General features: G+C 42.0%; 18 protein-coding genes and 2 pseudogenes. 8 read left to right on the plus strand and 12 right to left on the minus strand.

Annotated features, from left to right (window positions below):
- Positions 1-2 precede the first annotated feature (2 nt).
- From ACXAFJ_RS03575 to ACXAFJ_RS03615, 9 genes are all read right to left on the minus strand, one after another.
- Complete coding sequence (locus tag ACXAFJ_RS03575; RefSeq protein WP_475321470.1) at positions 3-1175, minus strand: SIR2 family NAD-dependent protein deacylase; 1173 nt, start codon at positions 1173-1175, stop codon at positions 3-5.
- Between the two features lie 297 nt (positions 1176-1472).
- A complete protein-coding gene (locus ACXAFJ_RS03580; RefSeq protein ID WP_475321472.1) occupies positions 1473-2201 on the minus strand; it encodes a hypothetical protein in 729 nt (242 codons plus the stop codon).
- A gap of 70 nt (positions 2202-2271) precedes the next feature.
- Positions 2272-3762: a zinc ribbon domain-containing protein gene (locus ACXAFJ_RS03585; protein ID WP_475321474.1), complete on the minus strand. Its 1491-nt coding sequence runs from the start codon at positions 3760-3762 to the stop codon at positions 2272-2274.
- Positions 3763-3764: 2 nt separating this feature from the next.
- Positions 3765-3983, minus strand: a complete 219-nt coding sequence (locus ACXAFJ_RS03590; protein WP_171757876.1) for a hypothetical protein — start codon at positions 3981-3983, stop codon at positions 3765-3767.
- A complete protein-coding gene (locus ACXAFJ_RS03595) occupies positions 3980-5077 on the minus strand; it encodes a tyrosine-type recombinase/integrase (RefSeq protein ID WP_475321475.1) in 1098 nt (365 codons plus the stop codon). The genes ACXAFJ_RS03590 and ACXAFJ_RS03595 overlap by 4 nt, the downstream gene beginning before the upstream one ends.
- A gap of 247 nt (positions 5078-5324) precedes the next feature.
- Positions 5325-5510, minus strand: a complete 186-nt coding sequence (locus ACXAFJ_RS03600; RefSeq protein ID WP_061066152.1) for a hypothetical protein — start codon at positions 5508-5510, stop codon at positions 5325-5327.
- A gap of 144 nt (positions 5511-5654) precedes the next feature.
- Positions 5655-6806, minus strand: a complete 1152-nt coding sequence (locus ACXAFJ_RS03605) for a hypothetical protein (RefSeq protein ID WP_171305591.1) — start codon at positions 6804-6806, stop codon at positions 5655-5657.
- 188 nt (positions 6807-6994) lie between these two features.
- Positions 6995-8266, minus strand: coding sequence for a tyrosine-type recombinase/integrase (locus ACXAFJ_RS03610; RefSeq protein WP_475321477.1), 1272 nt, complete (start codon positions 8264-8266; stop codon positions 6995-6997).
- A gap of 227 nt (positions 8267-8493) precedes the next feature.
- Positions 8494-9489, minus strand: a complete 996-nt coding sequence (locus tag ACXAFJ_RS03615; RefSeq protein WP_475321478.1) for a tyrosine-type recombinase/integrase — start codon at positions 9487-9489, stop codon at positions 8494-8496.
- A gap of 274 nt (positions 9490-9763) precedes the next feature.
- On the opposite strand from ACXAFJ_RS03615, the gene ACXAFJ_RS03620 reads away from it, so the two are divergent.
- Positions 9764-10828 (plus strand): helicase RepA family protein, encoded by a 1065-nt coding sequence (locus ACXAFJ_RS03620; protein WP_475321479.1) that lies wholly within the window; start codon positions 9764-9766, stop codon positions 10826-10828.
- A 53-nt stretch (positions 10829-10881) separates the two neighbouring features.
- Here the strand turns inward: ACXAFJ_RS03620 and ACXAFJ_RS03625 are convergent, their stop codons facing one another.
- Positions 10882-10968, minus strand: a complete 87-nt coding sequence (locus ACXAFJ_RS03625; protein WP_475324050.1) for a phage integrase N-terminal SAM-like domain-containing protein — start codon at positions 10966-10968, stop codon at positions 10882-10884.
- Positions 10969-11341: 373 nt separating this feature from the next.
- Here ACXAFJ_RS03625 and ACXAFJ_RS03630 point away from each other — a divergent pair, with 373 nt between their 5' ends.
- The 4 genes from ACXAFJ_RS03630 to ACXAFJ_RS03645 all read left to right on the plus strand — a co-directional run bounded on the left by ACXAFJ_RS03630 (position 11342) and on the right by ACXAFJ_RS03645 (position 14168).
- Entirely contained in the window at positions 11342-11767 is a 426-nt protein-coding gene (locus ACXAFJ_RS03630) for a hypothetical protein (protein ID WP_475321481.1), read from the plus strand.
- A 110-nt stretch (positions 11768-11877) separates the two neighbouring features.
- Positions 11878-12354, plus strand: a complete 477-nt coding sequence (locus ACXAFJ_RS03635) for a hypothetical protein (RefSeq protein ID WP_475321482.1) — start codon at positions 11878-11880, stop codon at positions 12352-12354.
- 122 nt (positions 12355-12476) lie between these two features.
- The gene (locus ACXAFJ_RS03640; protein ID WP_475321484.1) at positions 12477-13319 is read left to right on the plus strand and encodes a YwqG family protein; all 843 of its coding nucleotides are present in this window, start codon (positions 12477-12479) and stop codon (positions 13317-13319) included.
- 81 nt (positions 13320-13400) lie between these two features.
- The gene (locus ACXAFJ_RS03645) at positions 13401-14168 is read left to right on the plus strand and encodes a carbon-nitrogen hydrolase family protein (RefSeq protein ID WP_475321485.1); all 768 of its coding nucleotides are present in this window, start codon (positions 13401-13403) and stop codon (positions 14166-14168) included.
- A gap of 255 nt (positions 14169-14423) precedes the next feature.
- On the opposite strand, the pseudogene ACXAFJ_RS03650 reads toward ACXAFJ_RS03645, so the two are convergent.
- Together ACXAFJ_RS03650 and ACXAFJ_RS03655 are read right to left on the minus strand one after the other, a co-directional pair.
- A pseudogene (locus ACXAFJ_RS03650) lies at positions 14424-14654 on the minus strand (IS91 family transposase); the annotation flags it as partial.
- A 2-nt stretch (positions 14655-14656) separates the two neighbouring features.
- A pseudogene (locus tag ACXAFJ_RS03655) lies at positions 14657-14865 on the minus strand (IS4 family transposase); the annotation flags it as partial.
- A 233-nt stretch (positions 14866-15098) separates the two neighbouring features.
- Here ACXAFJ_RS03655 and ACXAFJ_RS03660 point away from each other — a divergent pair.
- The 3 genes from ACXAFJ_RS03660 to ACXAFJ_RS03670 all read left to right on the plus strand — a co-directional run bounded on the left by ACXAFJ_RS03660 (position 15099) and on the right by ACXAFJ_RS03670 (position 17180).
- Entirely contained in the window at positions 15099-16016 is a 918-nt protein-coding gene (locus tag ACXAFJ_RS03660) for a hypothetical protein (protein ID WP_475321486.1), read from the plus strand.
- A gap of 27 nt (positions 16017-16043) precedes the next feature.
- Positions 16044-16391 carry a hypothetical protein gene (locus ACXAFJ_RS03665; RefSeq protein WP_475321488.1) on the plus strand — a complete coding sequence of 116 codons (348 nt, stop codon included), beginning with the start codon at positions 16044-16046 and terminating at the stop codon, positions 16389-16391.
- Between the two features lie 189 nt (positions 16392-16580).
- Positions 16581-17180 carry a hypothetical protein gene (locus ACXAFJ_RS03670; protein WP_475321490.1) on the plus strand — a complete coding sequence of 200 codons (600 nt, stop codon included), beginning with the start codon at positions 16581-16583 and terminating at the stop codon, positions 17178-17180.
- Positions 17181-17254 lie beyond the last annotated feature (74 nt).

The raw sequence follows: 17254 nt of genomic DNA on the forward strand, positions 1-17254 counted from the left end.
ATTTATACCTCACATCCGTTTTTAAGTACTGATGTGACACCTTTGAATGTCCACCAATCGTCGTCATCGCCTTTTCTTTTAAAGGGGCCTTGCGCACCAACATATAGACCATGAAGAGATGCAATTATTACTCGCGAGCCATAACTCGACTTACGCCATCGCTCTAGACAGGATGGAATTTCTTTTCGGCATTCAAGAAAAGCAACTAAAACGGTTCTATTGTCGTCTTTAGATAGGGCGAACTCGATTTCATTGTTGATGTGGTCATCTCCAAAACTATATCCGCACACAGCTAACACATTACTATTTGGAGAGTTTAGAGCTTTGCGAAATAGGTCAAATTGTGCAGAGAATGGATCTTGTTGGGTTGCTATATATTTTGTAGCTTGAGGATAGATGAGGACTCGACGATCAGCTTTTGGATAGCGATCATTATCTCTGACTCGCCAGACATGTCCCTTTTCACATAGAAACCAGTCTATTGAACCATGCATTTTGACTAAGTTGGCACGTTGGCCATTAGTAGGGACAGGCTCGCCATAGCGTTGAGTTCGGTGAGCTACTGCACCTCCAGAAAAACCATCCCAGTAGGGGATTTTGTTCAATGCCAAAGCATCTTCTAGCAAGGTGTCATAGTTAGTTGTAAAAATGTTTACGGGTTTTCTCCGCTCATAAATACCAGCGCCTGCGTGATTGAACAGAGTGTCAATAAACTCTTTATGAGAGTCAATTTCGACTATTGGTTTAGATACAGTTCCTTGTTCAGTTGTGTTTCCCTCTTTGTCTTCAACATAGCCACTTCTAATTACATTCGAGATCGAGTCAAGTATTAAACGATGGGCTACTTGCAGTTCCTCCAACTTTACTTCATCACCATTTATGCTGACTTTTTTATCCTTACTCCTTTCCGCCAAGGCTGCATAGTCACCTAAATGGCTGAGAATATGTTCGATATGGCACTCTGGAGGCAACTCTATGAACAAAGGGGCAACAATCTGATCGAATATGCCCTGATTGTCCGTTTCTAAGTCTTTTTTAACTTTATTTGTCAACGGGTACATGAGTGGTAGTTTAGCGTCAAAACTAATACCTGCACCCATTAACCAGCTTTGCTCGGAGCACTTCAGGTGTTCCTCTACTTGAGAAAACAAATCTGCGTCTATGAGGTTTTCCATTCTAATCCTTTGATTTACCTTGCATGTGGTAAGGTTTTATTACTCCAATATTGCTCTTGTTGACTAAGCAACTCAAGTCATAATAATAAGCAATGTGATTTCATCGGATTTACACCATGAATACGATAGTGTGGAGCGCACATAAAACAACTTGGTAAATTACGGCTAGTTATAAACTGATTACTTGCTTCTATCGATTTTTCTAGCCATCTCTTACTTAGGTCGTCTGTCCTCAGAGGCTGTTAGCTTCGCCCGTGTTTCAGATAGGTTATCTCTAACCTCGACAGAGCAGCCAGCTCAGCAATGCTTAGAACGATGGCTCTCGTTTTCGCTCAGCGCAGAATCCAGCTTCACTTTCACAGATGTATACTCATTTTGCAGCGCGGAAAGCTGTTCATTGATGGATTGATGAGTCCCTTGAAGCGTGTCGTATTTCTCAGCAATGGAGTTTAAATTGCTTGTAAGTTTAAGATTGTCTTGAATTAACTCGGAATGACTTTGTCTAGATTCAGCCAGCTCACATTCTAGTTCTTCAATTCTGTCTTCAAGCTGTTCTTTTTCCACAACTTGTTTCTTAAGCCGTTCTTCAATATCAGCAAAGTCAGCTTCAGCTTGCTCCTTAGCTCTATATGTTAGATTGTACTTTGCGTCGAGATCTCTGACACGAATAGCCATCATGGTTTCATAATGCTCGTGCGCCTTGTTATTCAAAGCAGTCGTCATATCACGCATTACATTACAAAGCTCTTCCTCCCGCTTAGCTAAAAGTTCGTGCAACTCCACTGGAAGTTCATAAGACAGAAAAGCACGGGTAGCTTCACACTCTTTATAGTCTTGCGCATTGAGTGCTTCAACCGAGATATGTCCACCTTTTATCAGGCGATCTAAGTCCGATTGAATTGCGGAAATTTTTCCTCGGCCTAATACTTCTTTTATGCTCCAGCCCGAAGGCTTCTTTCCTTTACTGATCAATTGAGTCGCAATGTTGATGATATCGTCATCCGTATATGATTTTGGTCTAGCCATTTTTCACCTGTTTTTAGTTATCATTTTTAGGTTAGTTAGTTAGTGAAGTAAGTTAGTCACGTTAACTAACTTACTTATCTATTGAAGCTTCGGCTTCAATTGCAGTATTGGCCTTTTTAATAGCCTTAATTTCTCTGGTAACCCCTTGCGCTACCGAAGGAGGAAGCTCTAACGCGGCACTGAAAGCGGACTCAAGATACTCGGCTTGTTTTTTTGCCACTTTGTTGTCACGCGCATTGATAGCTAGTAGCACTTTCTTGAACACACTGACCAACCTCGGAACGATAGCGTCAGTTAGCTCTAGAGCCAGTTGGGATAACCTTGATTGTTGATCTTTAAGCTCTGTTATCTCAGTGGTTACTGTATCTTTTTCAACTTGAAGCTCACTAAGGTTGACCTGCACTTGAGCCACGTCATTGAGTAACTTGTCAAAGTTATCTTTTAAGGAATGAGTGTTTTCTACTAGCTCATTGTATTGCTGTTCTGCTGAATGAACCTTTGCTTGAACCAACTCAAGTTGGTGCGTGTAGTAGTTATGGCTTCGAGCAGACTTAGGCAAGTTTGCTTCCTTGTCTATCTTCTTGCGCTGCGCGGATTTTCGCTCTGCTTCAGGAGCAAATTCAGCTTTTAGCCCCTTGTTTTTAAAAAGGTGCTCATTGGCAAAATCAAGCATCATACGTTGATGGTAATGACCAAACTTTTGACTGAGCTTCCTGGTAAGCTTGCCATCCTCGGGAAACAACGCTTCGCTGCGGTGGTTTTCACGAATATACTCATTAACGATGTTAATCTGAGTTTTCCTCAAGTCATATTCACCAGTTTGGTTGTTCCTACCCGAGATAAAGTAGTGAGTATGTGCTCCAGTATTGACATCAACATTTCGCTCATCATCATGTCCAATAATTGCTTGAATATCATAAGCAGGATAATGGTGCTTCAAAAACTCACGCGTAAATGAAATGTATTCTTCAAGCGTTATGGTGTCGTTGCCAACGTTCCATTGATGCGGAACTTTAAAGATGCCTTCTTGCATAAATACATTGTTCGCTGCTGGTCGCTTCTGCAACTGGTTATAAGCATTCAGATACGTTTCTAGCATCTTGATGCGTTGCTTTTTCCGCTGCATTTTCAGCTTTTTAAATTGCTCGATACGTGAGTAGGGCACATGCCCTTTTGCGTTTAAGACTGCTTGCAAAAACTCCGCAGCCTCGGTATTTCCTTTGGTTGTTTCACTCTTAATGGCGTTGTTCATTTTGAGGCGATACTGCCGCTGCTGAGTTTGCAATTTCGATTGATTGCGAATTTTTGTCTGCGGTGCCAACTGATACAACAGCTCTAAACGCTCATCTTCGGGCAATGAGTGCAAGGGTAAAACCTTTGACCCTAGCCAAATTAAGTTGGTATCTGCCAGCTCCTTATTCCACTCTAACCGCTTAGAGTCATTAACAGCGGTGGGTGGTGCAATACGTAATGAGTGAGCTAGAGAGTGTTCGCACTTAACTCGATCAACTGGTTTTGATGTGAAGTTAAAGCGTCGATGAAAGAATCGAATTTCCTTCATAGTCACCCCCGAAGGGGTGAGTATGGTAGAGAGTCAAGAGAGCCATCTCTTGCCCGCAGCTCACGTTCATCTTTTTGGAACAAAAAGTGTGACGGGAGCGCAGCGGGTTGCTTAGTCATCTCACTTTTTAAGTGAATGACTTTGGCACCAATGGTGCCATTCTTGGCAGTGAAACTGCCATGGCTGACAACACAGATGACAATGGTGTCGAGAGTAATCATGGCTGACTCCCGACAAGCATTTTTACCGCAGCGAGAAGCTCAGGTTTAGTTTGTAGCACTTGAATCAAAGCTACGAACTCAGATGAAATTTCTGTCACAGGCACGGGCTCAGAGACTTCCATATCAAACGTACTAGACAGGTTCCTTGCCGAGGCACTTGCGTAGTCGGGGGAGTCTACAGCTATCCATTTGCCATAATGTTTGTCTATCATTGCCGTATCGCTATGGCCCATCTGACGCGCAATCCACTCTTTAGAAATACCTGCCGTCAGGTTTTGACTCGCAAAAGTATGTCGAAGTTGACTTGCGCCACGGTGCTCCACTCCAGCCTTTTCTAGAAATGGCTTGAAAAAGGTTTTATTAAACTGCGCTGCGTGAATGAAAGGGGCATCAGTTTGACTGTTGTAAAAGACAAACTGTAAGTGTTCTTTGATACGACTTTTGTTATCACTTTGCAGCACCGAGATTTCACGAGTCGCCTTGTCACCTGTCAGCTTAAGCTGTTTTAGCAACACTTGAATAGCCAACTCATTGAGCTCGACTTTCCTTATTGACTCTTCAGTTTTTGGAGTCTTGTAATCACTGAGCACCTTGGCCCGACGAACAAACATTTCCTTGCGCTTAAAGTCGATATCTTCCCAAGTTAGTGCAATCAGTTCACTAATCCGAACACCAAGAAGAACATTCAACATGAGCGCATGCTTGCCATGTAGACACCCATGAGTACTGTGAAGGCTGTTCAGTTCCGCTTTAGAGAAAGGCTTGGGTTCAACTTTGCACGCTTTAAAGTTCTTGACGTCTAACATTGGGCTAACACCAATAGCACCATCACTGGCAGCGTGCTTGAAAGTACCTCGCAATACGGTCATGAACTCATTGATTGTTTTGTTCGCATAACGCTCGTGGAGGTCGTCAAATAAATCTAGAATGTCGCTATGACAAATGTCGGAGATTAATGTCTCACCAAAGTAGCGCTTCAAGGCGCTCGCTTTGCACTTGTTGTTAACAAGAGTTGATGGAGCAACTCTGAATTTTCGGCTTTTGATGAATTTATCTGCGTAATCTTTAAATTTTTTGGGGTTCCTGTTTTCCATTTTCTCAACTTAGGCAGCTATGGCTGCTCTTCTATTTGAGAGCATCATATCTAGGCAAAATCAGGAAGTCCAAACTGAAAATACTAATATTATTAGTTACTTATTATAAAATCAGAGCACTTTCGTTCTTAATCAATCAGTTAAGAGTTAGCATTTTTTTTCAAAAAAAATGGAAGGCGGTACTGCCTTCCAGTGGTTGAACTTCAAGAGGTGTAACGGCTGATCTCTTTGAGGGTAAACCGACCGATTAAACTTTTCTTGCTGCTTTACTGACATGTTCTGCAAACTTCTCAGCCTCTTGTTCTGAGTAGTATTTACGCTTTCGTCGATGCTTCATTTTGCTATCTCCTCGCTCAATTTTTGTTTGGCTATTGAGTTCTACAGACGATGACTTTCTAACGAACTCATCAGGTTGATTTTTTGTTTCACTCATGTCTTTGCTTCAGTTAGATAGCAGCGCTTTCAAAAGCGCTGCGAATACGGGTGATTAAAGTTCTGCTCATAAGTAACTCCATCGGATTACCATGAGTGAGCAACGACATTGATTTTGTAAATCTGTCGCTGCAACAATGGCTATTTAATTCACTTCTGGGATTAAACTAAGTAGAAAATTGCTAGGATTGCCATGAGTAAGCAAACGGACTCCTCGTGTTAATTGATGATGCAAACTGCCTACTGAGTTCTTCACGGCATCATTCACTGCATAAGTCAGCGTAACGTCATCACACAGCTCTTTATTTTGTTGATTTACCAAACCCGTTTCAAACAGGTATTGCATTATCAGCAGATACAGCTCATCGACGTAATCGTTCCTGGTTGGTATGTGGTTCTTATAAGCAAACTCCTCATACTCTTCTTCAACGATATTCCACAAACTGTAGAGCGAGAAATTAATCGCTTGAAGCTCAGAAAACCAACTAATATCGTCACCAATACCTGATTCTCCTTTTTTTTCAAAACGGCACTCGTTTTCATAGTGATCAACAATACTCTGCGTCATTATCTCTGCAAGTCGATAATGCTCATGTACAAACAAGAGCAAAAGATGACAGTCACGCAATTGATGAAGTTCGTTATAAAGGGAAGAGTACTGACTATTCAGTTTAGGTGCATGCCGATAAGCATCAATTAGAACCTCGTTACATGAAAGTGACATGATCTTATAGCTCTGTTCATCAAAAGCAGAATAACGCTCTTTGACACTGCTGGGAGTGTAAAGGCGCTTATTATCTAGTCCCGTCCATGAGTTGGGAACGATCATGTTATCTCGTGAAGGAAGATGCCATTTTAAAAGATAATGACCTGTGGATGCTTTTGTTTCGTTTTCATCCGTTACTAAAACAAATTCGATACCGAGTGCACTTTGAAAGCTCATAGATATTAAAGATGGCTCTAAATCTAACAGAGCTGGTTTGATAGTGCTTGCGACTAACTCGATCAACTGCTCTTCCGATAAGCTGTAATCGCAGAAAGCCCTGGTGACACGTTGCCAAATGGTGTTTTGAAAGCGAGCCTCTAAAACGGAGTCACTTTCTTGCTTCCAATCCACCAATACATCTTTATTTCGACTTAACCTTTGGTGGACTTCATTAGGGCTGAGATTAAACAAAATGTACGCAAGCATATTATCCCTCTGACGAAAAGGAATACTTAGCTCTAGATTGCGTCTTAGATGTTCATTGAAAGCGTTGGTTAACTTAGTGTAAGTCGATTTGTTGCGTAAACGCATAGCTGTCTCTCCGACATGCAATAGCAAGCTGCGGCTGGCGTTTACAAAAGCTTACTAATGCACTGGGTTTCAGCACAAAGACTTTAAATTAAGTTAAACTGAGTACGGACAGAGGTAGGTATCGCCAGCGACCAGTGTATGTCATCCGCACTCATTGTAATCGGTTCTAAATTTTCAATGCAAGAGATTTAGAACCGATTAAGCGTAAATGCATTAACAGCATGCACCAGCTTCTCTGCTGGAAGTTGCTTGCCGTAGTGTCCGTAGGTCATGCTGGTATTTTTATGCCCTACGATTTGAGCTACCACATGTTCTTCAATATTAGCTTGCTTTAGTTCATCGACGAATGTGTGTCGGAAAGAGTACGCAGTGGGGCGACTACCTGCTTTAAACCCACAAGCAGTCAGAACGTCACCCATGCTGTCTCTGAAATCCTTTGACCAATCGGAATCCTTACCCCGAGGGGTAAAATCAAAGAGCTGCATTTGTTTTTTATCTTGCCGAGATTTCACATATTCGAGAAAGCCCATTTTTATTAACCCTTTATGGATGGGAACTTTCCGTTTAGAAGATGCATTTTTCAGGTGTTGCTGCTCTCCGTTGTCGGTAAAAGAGATGGTTGGTATCGGGCCATCTATGTGGATATCAGCTACTCGAAGTTGGCAAGCTTCCGAAGGACGGCAGCCATGCAACATCATGACTTTAGTGGCCCATTGGAAGGATGAATCCTGCTCTTGAAAAGCACGACTGGAAAGCAGGCGTGTCAGCTCCTTTTCGCCCCAGCGTAGGCGCTGGGAATGAGACGAGGTGTTTTGGGAGGGTAGCTTTACATGTGCAAATGGGTTGTTGGCTATCAGCTCTTGCACGACACACCAATTCATGAATTGTTTGATGGCCGCGAGATAGTCCCTTAAAGTCTTATGGCTTAATCCTCGACCTAAGAGCTTATCTCGATAAGCCATAGCAACACTACTGGTGATACTCGTTCCTTCCTGTTGCTCTACAAACTTTAAAAAATCCCCATTACGCTGCTTTAACTGCTTAAGAGTGAGGTTAGTGACTTTTTCTAGGCGCTTAGATTCAATAAAACGATTAAGAGCATCATTATTGATGGATGGTATCTGTTTATTCGGCTTGGGCTCATACGTTTCCGAGAGCAGACGACATTTTGAGTCTCCATCACCTGTTTGTTTATTAAAAGAGACTCTAAGCTTGTTAATCTCAGCATTAAGCTTTTGCTTAAAATCTGGAAAGGGTAAAAACTTTGTCTGTGCTAACTCGAAAAGCTCGAAGATTACTTTTGTCTGGTCAAGATTGCGTTTGTAAGCCATACGGCGATCACGCGTGGCTAGGGATAAGCGAATTTCCTTAGGAAAACCGTTTTTTTGAAGGGAAGTCGGGATTGTAACGCGTGTGTAGTACACGCTATTAGGTTGTCGAAACAAATACATCTGTATCATCCTCTTGTATTTGTCGACTTTTGAGTTATGAAAACGAAAAAACCGCTGTAAAAACAGCGGTTTAATCTTTAAAAGTGGCGGAGAGATAGGGATTTGAAAGCTATCTCTCCGTATTGAAGTTTGTTTTAAGTGTCTGATTTTATTTTAATTTGTATTTTTTTTGGCACATTGTGAGTGTCATTTATGTGCCATATCGTACCATCAACCTGTATCACTGAAAACTGAAACTAAATTGAGAAACTAATCATGTTCTTAGCATCAATATTTTGATTTCCGCGGACGTATTGATCCCAGATCAAGTAGTGCTTTCTAAGCATGTCAATATTTGAGTGGCCCACAAAAGTCGCTACTTCTTCATATGACATCCCAGATCGAACAGCATTTGTGATGTATGTATGCCGAGTTGGCATAATTCCTCGAAACACAATTCCACTTTTGACGAAGTACTTTTTGAGCTCTTTTGTGTAGTGCTTATGTGAGCTCCAGTGTCGATTTGTTGAGGGGTCGCAGAAAATGAAGCGAGCAGTTTGTGTTTTGCGCACATTGCTAACTTTAAATTCATCAAGAACAGACTTGTTCTGTGCAATGAGTTTATTAATGATGCGCGCAGATGCATCACAGATTCTGATATGGCGACTCGAAGAATCCGCTTTTGTTGCATTGAATTCTCCTAAAACCATTGATTTATTAATTGTCAGCTTCTGATTTTCAGGGCAGTAGTCATCGAATGTCAGTGCAAGCGCTTCGGATGCTCTCAATCCCTCGTTTACACAAAATATAAATAGTTCAATGACACCATTGTCATCAGCGTGTGACGCGATGCTTGTTACAACTGAATTGGGATAGGGATAGACGGGCTGTTTATCCCTTAGATTCTTGACTTTTATGTCGTTTGTGAACGGACTTCGCTTGAGTTCCCCTTTTTTAACTGAGTAGTTAAAAATTTTACGCAATAGAGATGCAACGCTTTTAATTGTTGATGTGCTATAACCAACCCCTTCCGAGAGCTCAACTTCTCTCAACCCTTTGTTTAAGAAGTCTTCTATTTGTAGCGGCGTAATATCTTTTACGTGGTAATCGCCAAGGTGATGTTCAATTATATTTAGTTTACTCAAATTACTTCGGTTAGTTGCTTCAGTGCCATTCGCAAAAAATGCTGTTTTCTTGAATTCACGAATTGTTGTTGTCATGCGTTTTCTTGTAGGGCGTTTGTAAGTGCTCACTTCTATGTTTTCCTATATTCGTTAAATGAAGTAATTTCGAAAGCACATAAAAATTTACGCACAAAAAAGTTGAGAGTGAAATATTTAGCTGATTCAGCTGAGAGTGTGTCAAAGATGGTACAGTCAGCTATTTGGTTGTTCGCTAATTAACCGTTTTTGAGGGGGTTTACTTGATGAAAAATTGTTTGTTGGCGACGACAAATTTTTTTGACATCACTCATTTGTGTTCGTAAACCTTCAATAAAACGAGGATGTCATGAAAGACCCACGTCAATTGGAGTTGTTCACCTTTCCAAACGAACAAGACACACAGCAAAGCGAAGAGAAACTGAAATTCGGGAACTACACGTTTTCACGCGGATCTAGCGGCTATGAAAAACAAGAACAATGGCTAGTCAATTTAATGATACCAAAGACGTCGTTTGGCGTGCTCTTTGGGCCCAGCGGTTCATTGAAATCTTACATTGCGATTGACATGTGTTGTGCAATTGCAACAACACAAAAAAGCTGGCTCGGTAAATCAACAGAGACATCTGCTGTTGTTTACATAGCAGCCGAAGGGCAAGCGGGAATCGCGAAACGTGTAAAAGGTTGGGAGCTTGAGAATAATCAAACTGTAAGAGACTTATACGTGCTTGGCGAGAGTATTTCACTCTCAGAACAGTTAACGGCTGCGCAACTAATCTATGCATTACAACAGATTGAAGAACGGCAAGGTGTGAAAATCGGCCTGATTGTTATAGATACACTTGCTCGTTGCTTTGAAGGTGATGAAAACTCGTCCCGCGACATGTCCAGTTTTGTCAGGAACTGTGACTATTTGCGCAATAACTTTGATGCGACTTTACTATGCATACATCATTCTGGTCGTGATGAAGCACGCGGAGCAAGAGGAAGTACGGCACTTAGGGCTGCATGTGATTTTGAATTCAGAGTCAAACGTATAGGAACCTCTACTAAAGTCAGCTTACAAAACACGAAGCAAAAAGAAGCCTGCGAAGCGGATCCTATTGACATCGAGTTTAGTCAGATTGACATCGGAACACGTTGTGAAGATAGTTTACCAGTCAATACTTTAGTGCGTTCAAACTACTCGTCTAGTTCCGCCACCCCAAGCACTCCCAATTGTTCAATTTTAATTGCTCTCCGAGCGTCAAAAGACAAAAAACTAACACGTGAAGAACTAAGAAATACTGTATTTGCGGGAGAGCGAAAACTCACCGACGCTATGCGTAAGTCCCTGTCTCGAAAGCTCGATAAATATAATTCTGAGGGCTTGATACAAGTGATGAAGGCAGGAATTAAGGCCTCAGATTCTGATTTGATTATTCTTTTGTAGTGTGTGAAGTGAAATCATGAATTGTAGGTGCGTGGTTTGGTAAATCCGAACCACTACATTAGCTGATTAAAGCGAATGAAGTATTTTATCCAGTGTAAATGGGCCTTTTCAGTTTTGATACTACAGCCTCGCATTCGCATGTGCCTGCGGATTTCTTAGATGAATTTGCTTGCCATTTGCCACCTCCTAGAACTGTGTTTTTATACAGTTTATTGGTGTTGGACGGAGTTTGAGTATGAAAAATGGCTTGTTTTTTCAGGATTAGTGGCTCGTTTATTCGGCAGGGAAATTACTAAGTCATTGATAATTAATAAGTTGATGCCAAATCTCACTAAGATACCGTGCCACGTCAAAAAGTGATAACAGGCCGGCTCGTTTTTATGTGATGGTTAAATAAGAAACTTGACGTATATTCTTTAATTATTAGAGAGTTATGGTAGGTTAGTTGTACGTTAGGCCGGCGGGATAACGAGCCGGCCTGTTATTAAGAATGTTAGCAGCCCTAGAGGAATCATGGAAGATTTAGACCTTCTTTATAACCCCAAATTTAGAGAGGAAAATGGCCTTATAATTTTAGAGTGGGAACTTGATAACCTAAAAGCCAACTCAAACACTCTTGGTGCTCGCGAGCCTGAAGACAACGAATTATTTCTGTCTGTTACCGCTATTCTTGATTGGTTTGAAAACAATGCTGAACTTGATGAAGAGCCTTGGTATAACACTGAAAGCTCAGACTTTTTGAGAGCATGGGAAATAAGTAAAGAGCTGGTAGAGTTGTGGGGGAAAAAATTAATATCTCAATTTCCCTCTTATAGCTTTTATGTCGCAGCAAACAGACTTGATCAGCCTAAAGTTAGGTTTTATAAAATTCGCAGTCACGATGTACCATCGCAGTTATCGAGCAAAGATAGTTTTAGTATGGTGTTTAGGGGCAGCTAACAAGTTACTCAAAAGGACGCAAAACGCTTGGCTTGCGCTCCTTCGTCGCTAATTTTAGCCAAGCATTTATGCGCCCATTAGTAAGGCGTTAGCTACCTAAAGGATAAATCGTGCTAAAACTCTATCGTTTTACCGAAAATAAGAAAGAGTATTGGGAAACTTGGGACAATGACGATGGTTCACATACAGTACATTGGGGGCAACTTGGCACTCAAGGTGAAAGTAAGGTAGTTAAATCTAGTTTTTTCAAAAAACCTCAGGACAAAATTCAAAAAGAAATAGATGAGTTAGTCACAAACGGATATCAGCAAGCTGAGCAGGAGTTTACCTTATTAGTTGAATATGAAGTTGATGGTTTCGGGACTAGTGAAGACCTAGATAAACGGGCTAGGTTACAAGATCGAATGAATGAAACTCTTGGCTGGACAGGCTTAGGTCATTGTGATGGTGGCAGTATTGGTAGCGGCACAATGGAAGTTTGCAATTATGTAGTAGATTTCGAAGTTGCAAAAGCTGTAATTGAAAACGACTTGAAAGGTACGGAGTTTGAGGATTATACGCGTATTTACGATGAGAATGCTGAGTAATCGGTAGCTAACAAGGCCGTCAAACAAAGGACACAAAACAGCAGGCTGTGCTCCTTCGTCGCAAATTTTAGCCTGCTATTTTATGCCGTTTACGGCAAGCGTTAACTCTCTTAGAGTAGATCATGGACATATTTAAGAAACTATTTGGAACTAGAGAAAAGATAGATTGGGACAAGGTTAAGGAATCCTTAGGGCCTAAAATTGAACGTTTAAAACGCCCAGCTGTAAGGCTGAAAAAGACGTCTAAATACAAAAGCACCAAGTTCGGTGGAAAACCATTTGTTAACAAAAATGATTTCGAATGGCCAATAAGTAAGGGAAAGCCAATGGCTTTTCTTGCCCAAATAGACTTATCTGAAATTTCTAGCGTGCATCGTTATGAGTGGCTTGCCGATAAAGGCTTCTTGTTATTTTTTTATGATGTAGTTGAGATGCCTTGGGGGTTCGATCCAAAAGATCGGGGAGGCTGGGCTGTATTGTATCATCCCGAGCCCGATGGTTACGTCGAATATCCACTGGACTTGGATGAAGAGTGCAAAATTAAAGAGATATTCATTGAGCCAGAACTAGTTCAAATACTCCCAAATTACGACGATCCTAATGTTGAGAAACTAGAACTATCTGATGAAGAAGTTGATGCATATATTGATCTTAATGATTGTGATGACGAACCGTCCCATCAAATAGGTGGCTACCCGTCACCTGTCCAAGGCAATCATATGGACCTAGAATCTCAACTGGCTTCCAATGGTGTTTATGTTGGGGGGCCAGAGGGTTACGAAAGTGAAGAGGCGAAAAAGCTAGAGGCCGGCGCTAAGGAATGGAAGCTGCTATTTCAATTTGATAGTGATGACGATTTGGATGTTATGTGGGGTGATTGTGGGATGGTATATTTTTGGGTGCAGGAACAAAAATCTAAACTTAACCAATTCGATAATAGCTGGTTGATACTCCAGTGCTGCTAGCTAGAGTTAACAAGTTTGTCAAAAGGACGCTCCTGTCGTCGCGCCTTTTACAAAGGCGTTATAACGCTAAAGGAGTACAGAGTGAAAATAGGCATTGTTCAGATGCAAATGAGATGGACTGTTGCACAAAATCTTACGACGATATCTGGGTACATTAAAAAGCTAGGTGCACTAGATGTCCTAATTTTCCCTGAACTCGCATTAAGTGGCTTTCATAGAAATATAAAAGCTGAATCTAAAGAGCTCTTAATTCAAAATGCCATAGTCGAACTACAAAATTTAGCGAAAAAGTATCGAACAAGTCTGTTTTTTGGTGCACCTAAAGTAGTTGGCTCAAATGTGTTCAATAGTTATTTGTGCATCAGTAAAACTGGTCAGGTCATAGCACAATGGGACAAGGCTGGATTAACTGAAAGTGAATCCCAGTTTTTTGCTAAAGGTGGTAATAGAAGCGTGTTGGATCTTGATGGAACTCGCTGTACCACGGTAATTTGTAGAGAAGTCGAGGATGCAGACTGGTTTATCTCTCAAGTTCGTTCCCGCTCTCCAGAAATTATAGTTTGGCCTAGCTATATCAGCCAAAGCGGCAATGATAATACCCTAACGGGCTATTTTTCAGCGGCTTCTGAAATAGCTAAGGAACTTGAAGCATTTGTTTTACAGTGCAACTGGCCACAAGCGCTCAACGATCAGAACATTCGTGGATTAGGTGGTAGCCGTATATTTGGAACTGATGGTCAATGTCTTTTGTCCATGCCAGTAGATCAACTTGCGATAAGTATCTTGGAGTTTTCTAAGGGGGAGTTGAGGTCGGTTGAGGCTTTGAGTTCACTGGAAACCGCGTTATAACAAATAAGGATTAAGCGCTGCGCAGCCAGCGTTAAATCCCGAATGTTGAACGAGCCCGACGCTGCTTTATATAGGAAATTGTGGGTGTTGGTGTGGCGCTGATTCAGACTGAGGGATTTTCACAGCGCGAGTCAGTTCGGATAAGTCAGTCAGCGCTGCCTTATCAATGCGTTAGCTATTCTTTGGTCTCGTTTTTTTCTGTCTTCTCCTCTTCGTTAAGTGAAGGCCACTCTCCTTATTCTGTTCGCCTTTCGGCTAGGTCGGTCGACTCACTTCCACACAGACCATCTGATGATGACAACACGGACAGACTCGAATGGCGGCAGGGTGTACTCTTTTCTCCTCGGGTGTGAAACTCGAGTCTTGCGCCATCAACAGTCGCTGTATCTGCACTAAAGTGGCCCTCGCTTGTCCGCGCCAGAACCAATAATCACGCACCCGTTGAAACCCCTTGGGCAACACGTGCTGTAAGATGAGTATTAAAAACGCTTATATAAGTAAGCAAAACACTTAAGTGGTGAGCGCCTCGCAAGTTGGGTTTCTCTGTTGCTTGAGGATAAAACGTTTTATTCCATTGCCACGCGCCCTCGCCATACTTAATCGAGACTTCGCCACGTACGCGCCCAAGCCAGAACCAACCTTTGCTGACGACTTGCCTGAACCACGTATTTCTAAAGCCAGCGTCAGAGACAATAATATGGCTAGAGTTGCGAACGTTTGATCTAAAAAACCAAGCCCCCTGTGACAGCGTGACACACTCTAGAGTGTGTCACGCTGTCACAGGGGGAAAAGGGAGTCGAGAGGGACCCCCTCTCGCAAGTAGTAAACCTAAACTGAACGTAGTTAACAGTTGGGTTTGCTATCTTGACTACGAAGCGAAGATCGTTGTTTTTGAAACGGAAGAAAAACTTCGTAAGCTTCTAATAAATCATGGCGATCAAAAACTGGACGGTTACCGCAGAATCAACAGACAGCGTATTTGCACGCGAGATCTATTTGCTCAATGCAAAACACCCAAACCACCAACACACTGAGAAAATTATTCCAATCTGTGGTGGGAAAGGCACCGCATTTCGCATTCACGAACACTATGAGCAGTATCGAACACGGCAATTGCTAGCACGAAAAGGCGGTAGACCACCTAAAGCCGCGGTTGAATTTGTGTTTACGCTTCCTAAAGGCATTAGGCCAAGCAAAGAAGACTGGACGGAAATCCTCAAACAGTTGGTCAGTAACCTAGCCAAAAGCCTCTCTGTACCCAGTTCCGAGCTTATTTCTTTAGTTCGAGCGGTCGTTCATCAGCAAAATCAAAGCCCTGAAGTTAAAGGGACAGGAGACCACATGCATGTTGTGATTGGGAAGTTCACCCAAAGTGGTACACATTTGAGGCAGTTGCAAAAGAAAGCAACCTTATTACTCATCAAGCAGGTGTACAACCAAGCCATCCTGTCCGTTCTTGGCTTAGACCACACCCAGTATCAGGCCGAAAAAAGTTATCAGGGAATGGCTAAGAAAAAAGCGCCCACGTGGAAGGTAAAGGCTAAGCGGCGGCATGAAGCAATGGACGCCAAACAAAAAGCGCTGATTGGTCATTTAACCCGATTGCAAAACCAAGTTGAAAAATGGGTACTGGCTTATCAGCAAAACAACATAAAGCAACTGAACAGGCAGGATAATAGGCTGTGCAAAACGCTGTCTGAGCTTGGTGCTATATCCGCGCAATGTGCGCCCGAAGAGCAACAAAAAATCAAGCAAACCCTAGCCCAACTCATGGAATCTATCGCCCTAAAAAGACCAAGTTCCAAAGCTGCGATTTCTTATCAAAAGAAATTTTGTTTCAAGATTTAGACTTCGTATAGTTAAAAAAAAGGAACTATGTCTACTACGTTTTCAGAAGCACTTAAACTAACGATCACAAAAGTTAATCTTAGTAGATTTAATCGAGCTGTGACTGCACGGGTTTTAAACATAATTGCACAAGCAAAAGACGGGCTTGATACAGTCGAACTCAACTCAAACTGGACACTGCAAGAAACAGAACGGCAGCTGGTACGTGTACATGTGATATTTAGCAATTGCAAAGATGAAGTCGATTTCACTGAAGAACAATTGATTGCGGAAACCTCTTATGAAATTGCCGTGAATATCATTAACAAATTTATGGATGCACATCCCTACATCAATCAGAGAGGCCAACACGGTCAAACTCGGATAGAGCCATAATGCGGAAATGGCAAAACGTATTGTGAGTAAGCCTAATACTTGCTCACAATTTTTGCTGTTTATGGTTTGTGCAATCAGCCGCTCTGTGTCCTTGTTCATCTAGTCAGCTCATATTCCTCAATGTTAATATTAAATCTATAAATAATAGAAGTTGGATATGGAAAACAAAGGCTAGGTTGTATGAAATTAATGAAGAAATTAACGGCTTTATGTTTGGGTTTGGTAGCGTCGGCCAGTGTGAGCGCGAACATTCCGGCAAAGGTTAAGGTGATGATGAGTGACAAGGCAAGGGATGCTAATGCACCTATGTTTGAGCATTACGAGAAAATTGTGACGGCTTCAGGTGGTGTTCTGGCTGAGTCTGAAATCTTCCCAGCGGTTGCCGCTGCCGTTGCCGCAATATCCACGCTCCCACGAGACGACTTTGATCTAAGTTCAACCATTGAGCCAGAGTTGTTTGCTAGATATGTTCGCGTCTTGGAGTTGATAGCTGAGAACAACGACAACATCATCGCTTCATGGGCATACGCTCAGGAAATCACCCTCGGTGAATATGGCGAACTGTGCGGTGAAGGTGTGGCTGGTTGCCCTGAAATAATGCCAAAAGCAGCAGTACCTCATTTTGAAAAAGCGGCAAATGGTGATGTGACAGGAAATGCTGCGAGTCATTATGCTAATTATATTTCGGATTACTGGGGTGATGATGCGGATTACTATGCGTGGAAAGCTCTGGGATCAAGACTTCGGGCGGAACACGAAGCTGCAGAAAACGCCAAGTACGCAAACTAACGTCAACTCAAATATCAAGGAGCCTGCTTATACAGCAGGCTTTGTCGTTTTTGACGTACATATACCTCTTGCTG

Source organism: Vibrio sp. ABH4_348, assembly GCF_056159765.1.

What these genes read in the sequence shown, in the direction of transcription:
- ACXAFJ_RS03575 (WP_475321470.1), bottom strand. Translation starts at nt 1,175, where the DNA reads ATGGAAAACCTCATAGACGCAGATTTGTTTTCTCAAGTAGAGGAACAC.
- ACXAFJ_RS03580 (WP_475321472.1), bottom strand. Translation starts at nt 2,201, where the DNA reads ATGGCTAGACCAAAATCATATACGGATGACGATATCATCAACATTGCG.
- ACXAFJ_RS03585 (WP_475321474.1), bottom strand. Translation starts at nt 3,762, where the DNA reads ATGAAGGAAATTCGATTCTTTCATCGACGCTTTAACTTCACATCAAAA.
- ACXAFJ_RS03590 (WP_171757876.1), bottom strand. Translation starts at nt 3,983, where the DNA reads ATGATTACTCTCGACACCATTGTCATCTGTGTTGTCAGCCATGGCAGT.
- ACXAFJ_RS03595 (WP_475321475.1), bottom strand. Translation starts at nt 5,077, where the DNA reads ATGGAAAACAGGAACCCCAAAAAATTTAAAGATTACGCAGATAAATTC.
- ACXAFJ_RS03600 (WP_061066152.1), bottom strand. Translation starts at nt 5,510, where the DNA reads ATGAGTGAAACAAAAAATCAACCTGATGAGTTCGTTAGAAAGTCATCG.
- ACXAFJ_RS03605 (WP_171305591.1), bottom strand. Translation starts at nt 6,806, where the DNA reads ATGCGTTTACGCAACAAATCGACTTACACTAAGTTAACCAACGCTTTC.
- ACXAFJ_RS03610 (WP_475321477.1), bottom strand. Translation starts at nt 8,266, where the DNA reads ATGATACAGATGTATTTGTTTCGACAACCTAATAGCGTGTACTACACA.
- ACXAFJ_RS03625 (WP_475324050.1), bottom strand. Translation starts at nt 10,968, where the DNA reads ATGCGAATGCGAGGCTGTAGTATCAAAACTGAAAAGGCCCATTTACAC.
- ACXAFJ_RS03630 (WP_475321481.1), top strand. Translation starts at nt 11,342, where the DNA reads ATGGAAGATTTAGACCTTCTTTATAACCCCAAATTTAGAGAGGAAAAT.
- ACXAFJ_RS03640 (WP_475321484.1), top strand. Translation starts at nt 12,477, where the DNA reads ATGGACATATTTAAGAAACTATTTGGAACTAGAGAAAAGATAGATTGG.
- ACXAFJ_RS03660 (WP_475321486.1), top strand. Translation starts at nt 15,099, where the DNA reads ATGGCGATCAAAAACTGGACGGTTACCGCAGAATCAACAGACAGCGTA.
- ACXAFJ_RS03665 (WP_475321488.1), top strand. Translation starts at nt 16,044, where the DNA reads ATGTCTACTACGTTTTCAGAAGCACTTAAACTAACGATCACAAAAGTT.
- ACXAFJ_RS03670 (WP_475321490.1), top strand. Translation starts at nt 16,581, where the DNA reads ATGAAGAAATTAACGGCTTTATGTTTGGGTTTGGTAGCGTCGGCCAGT.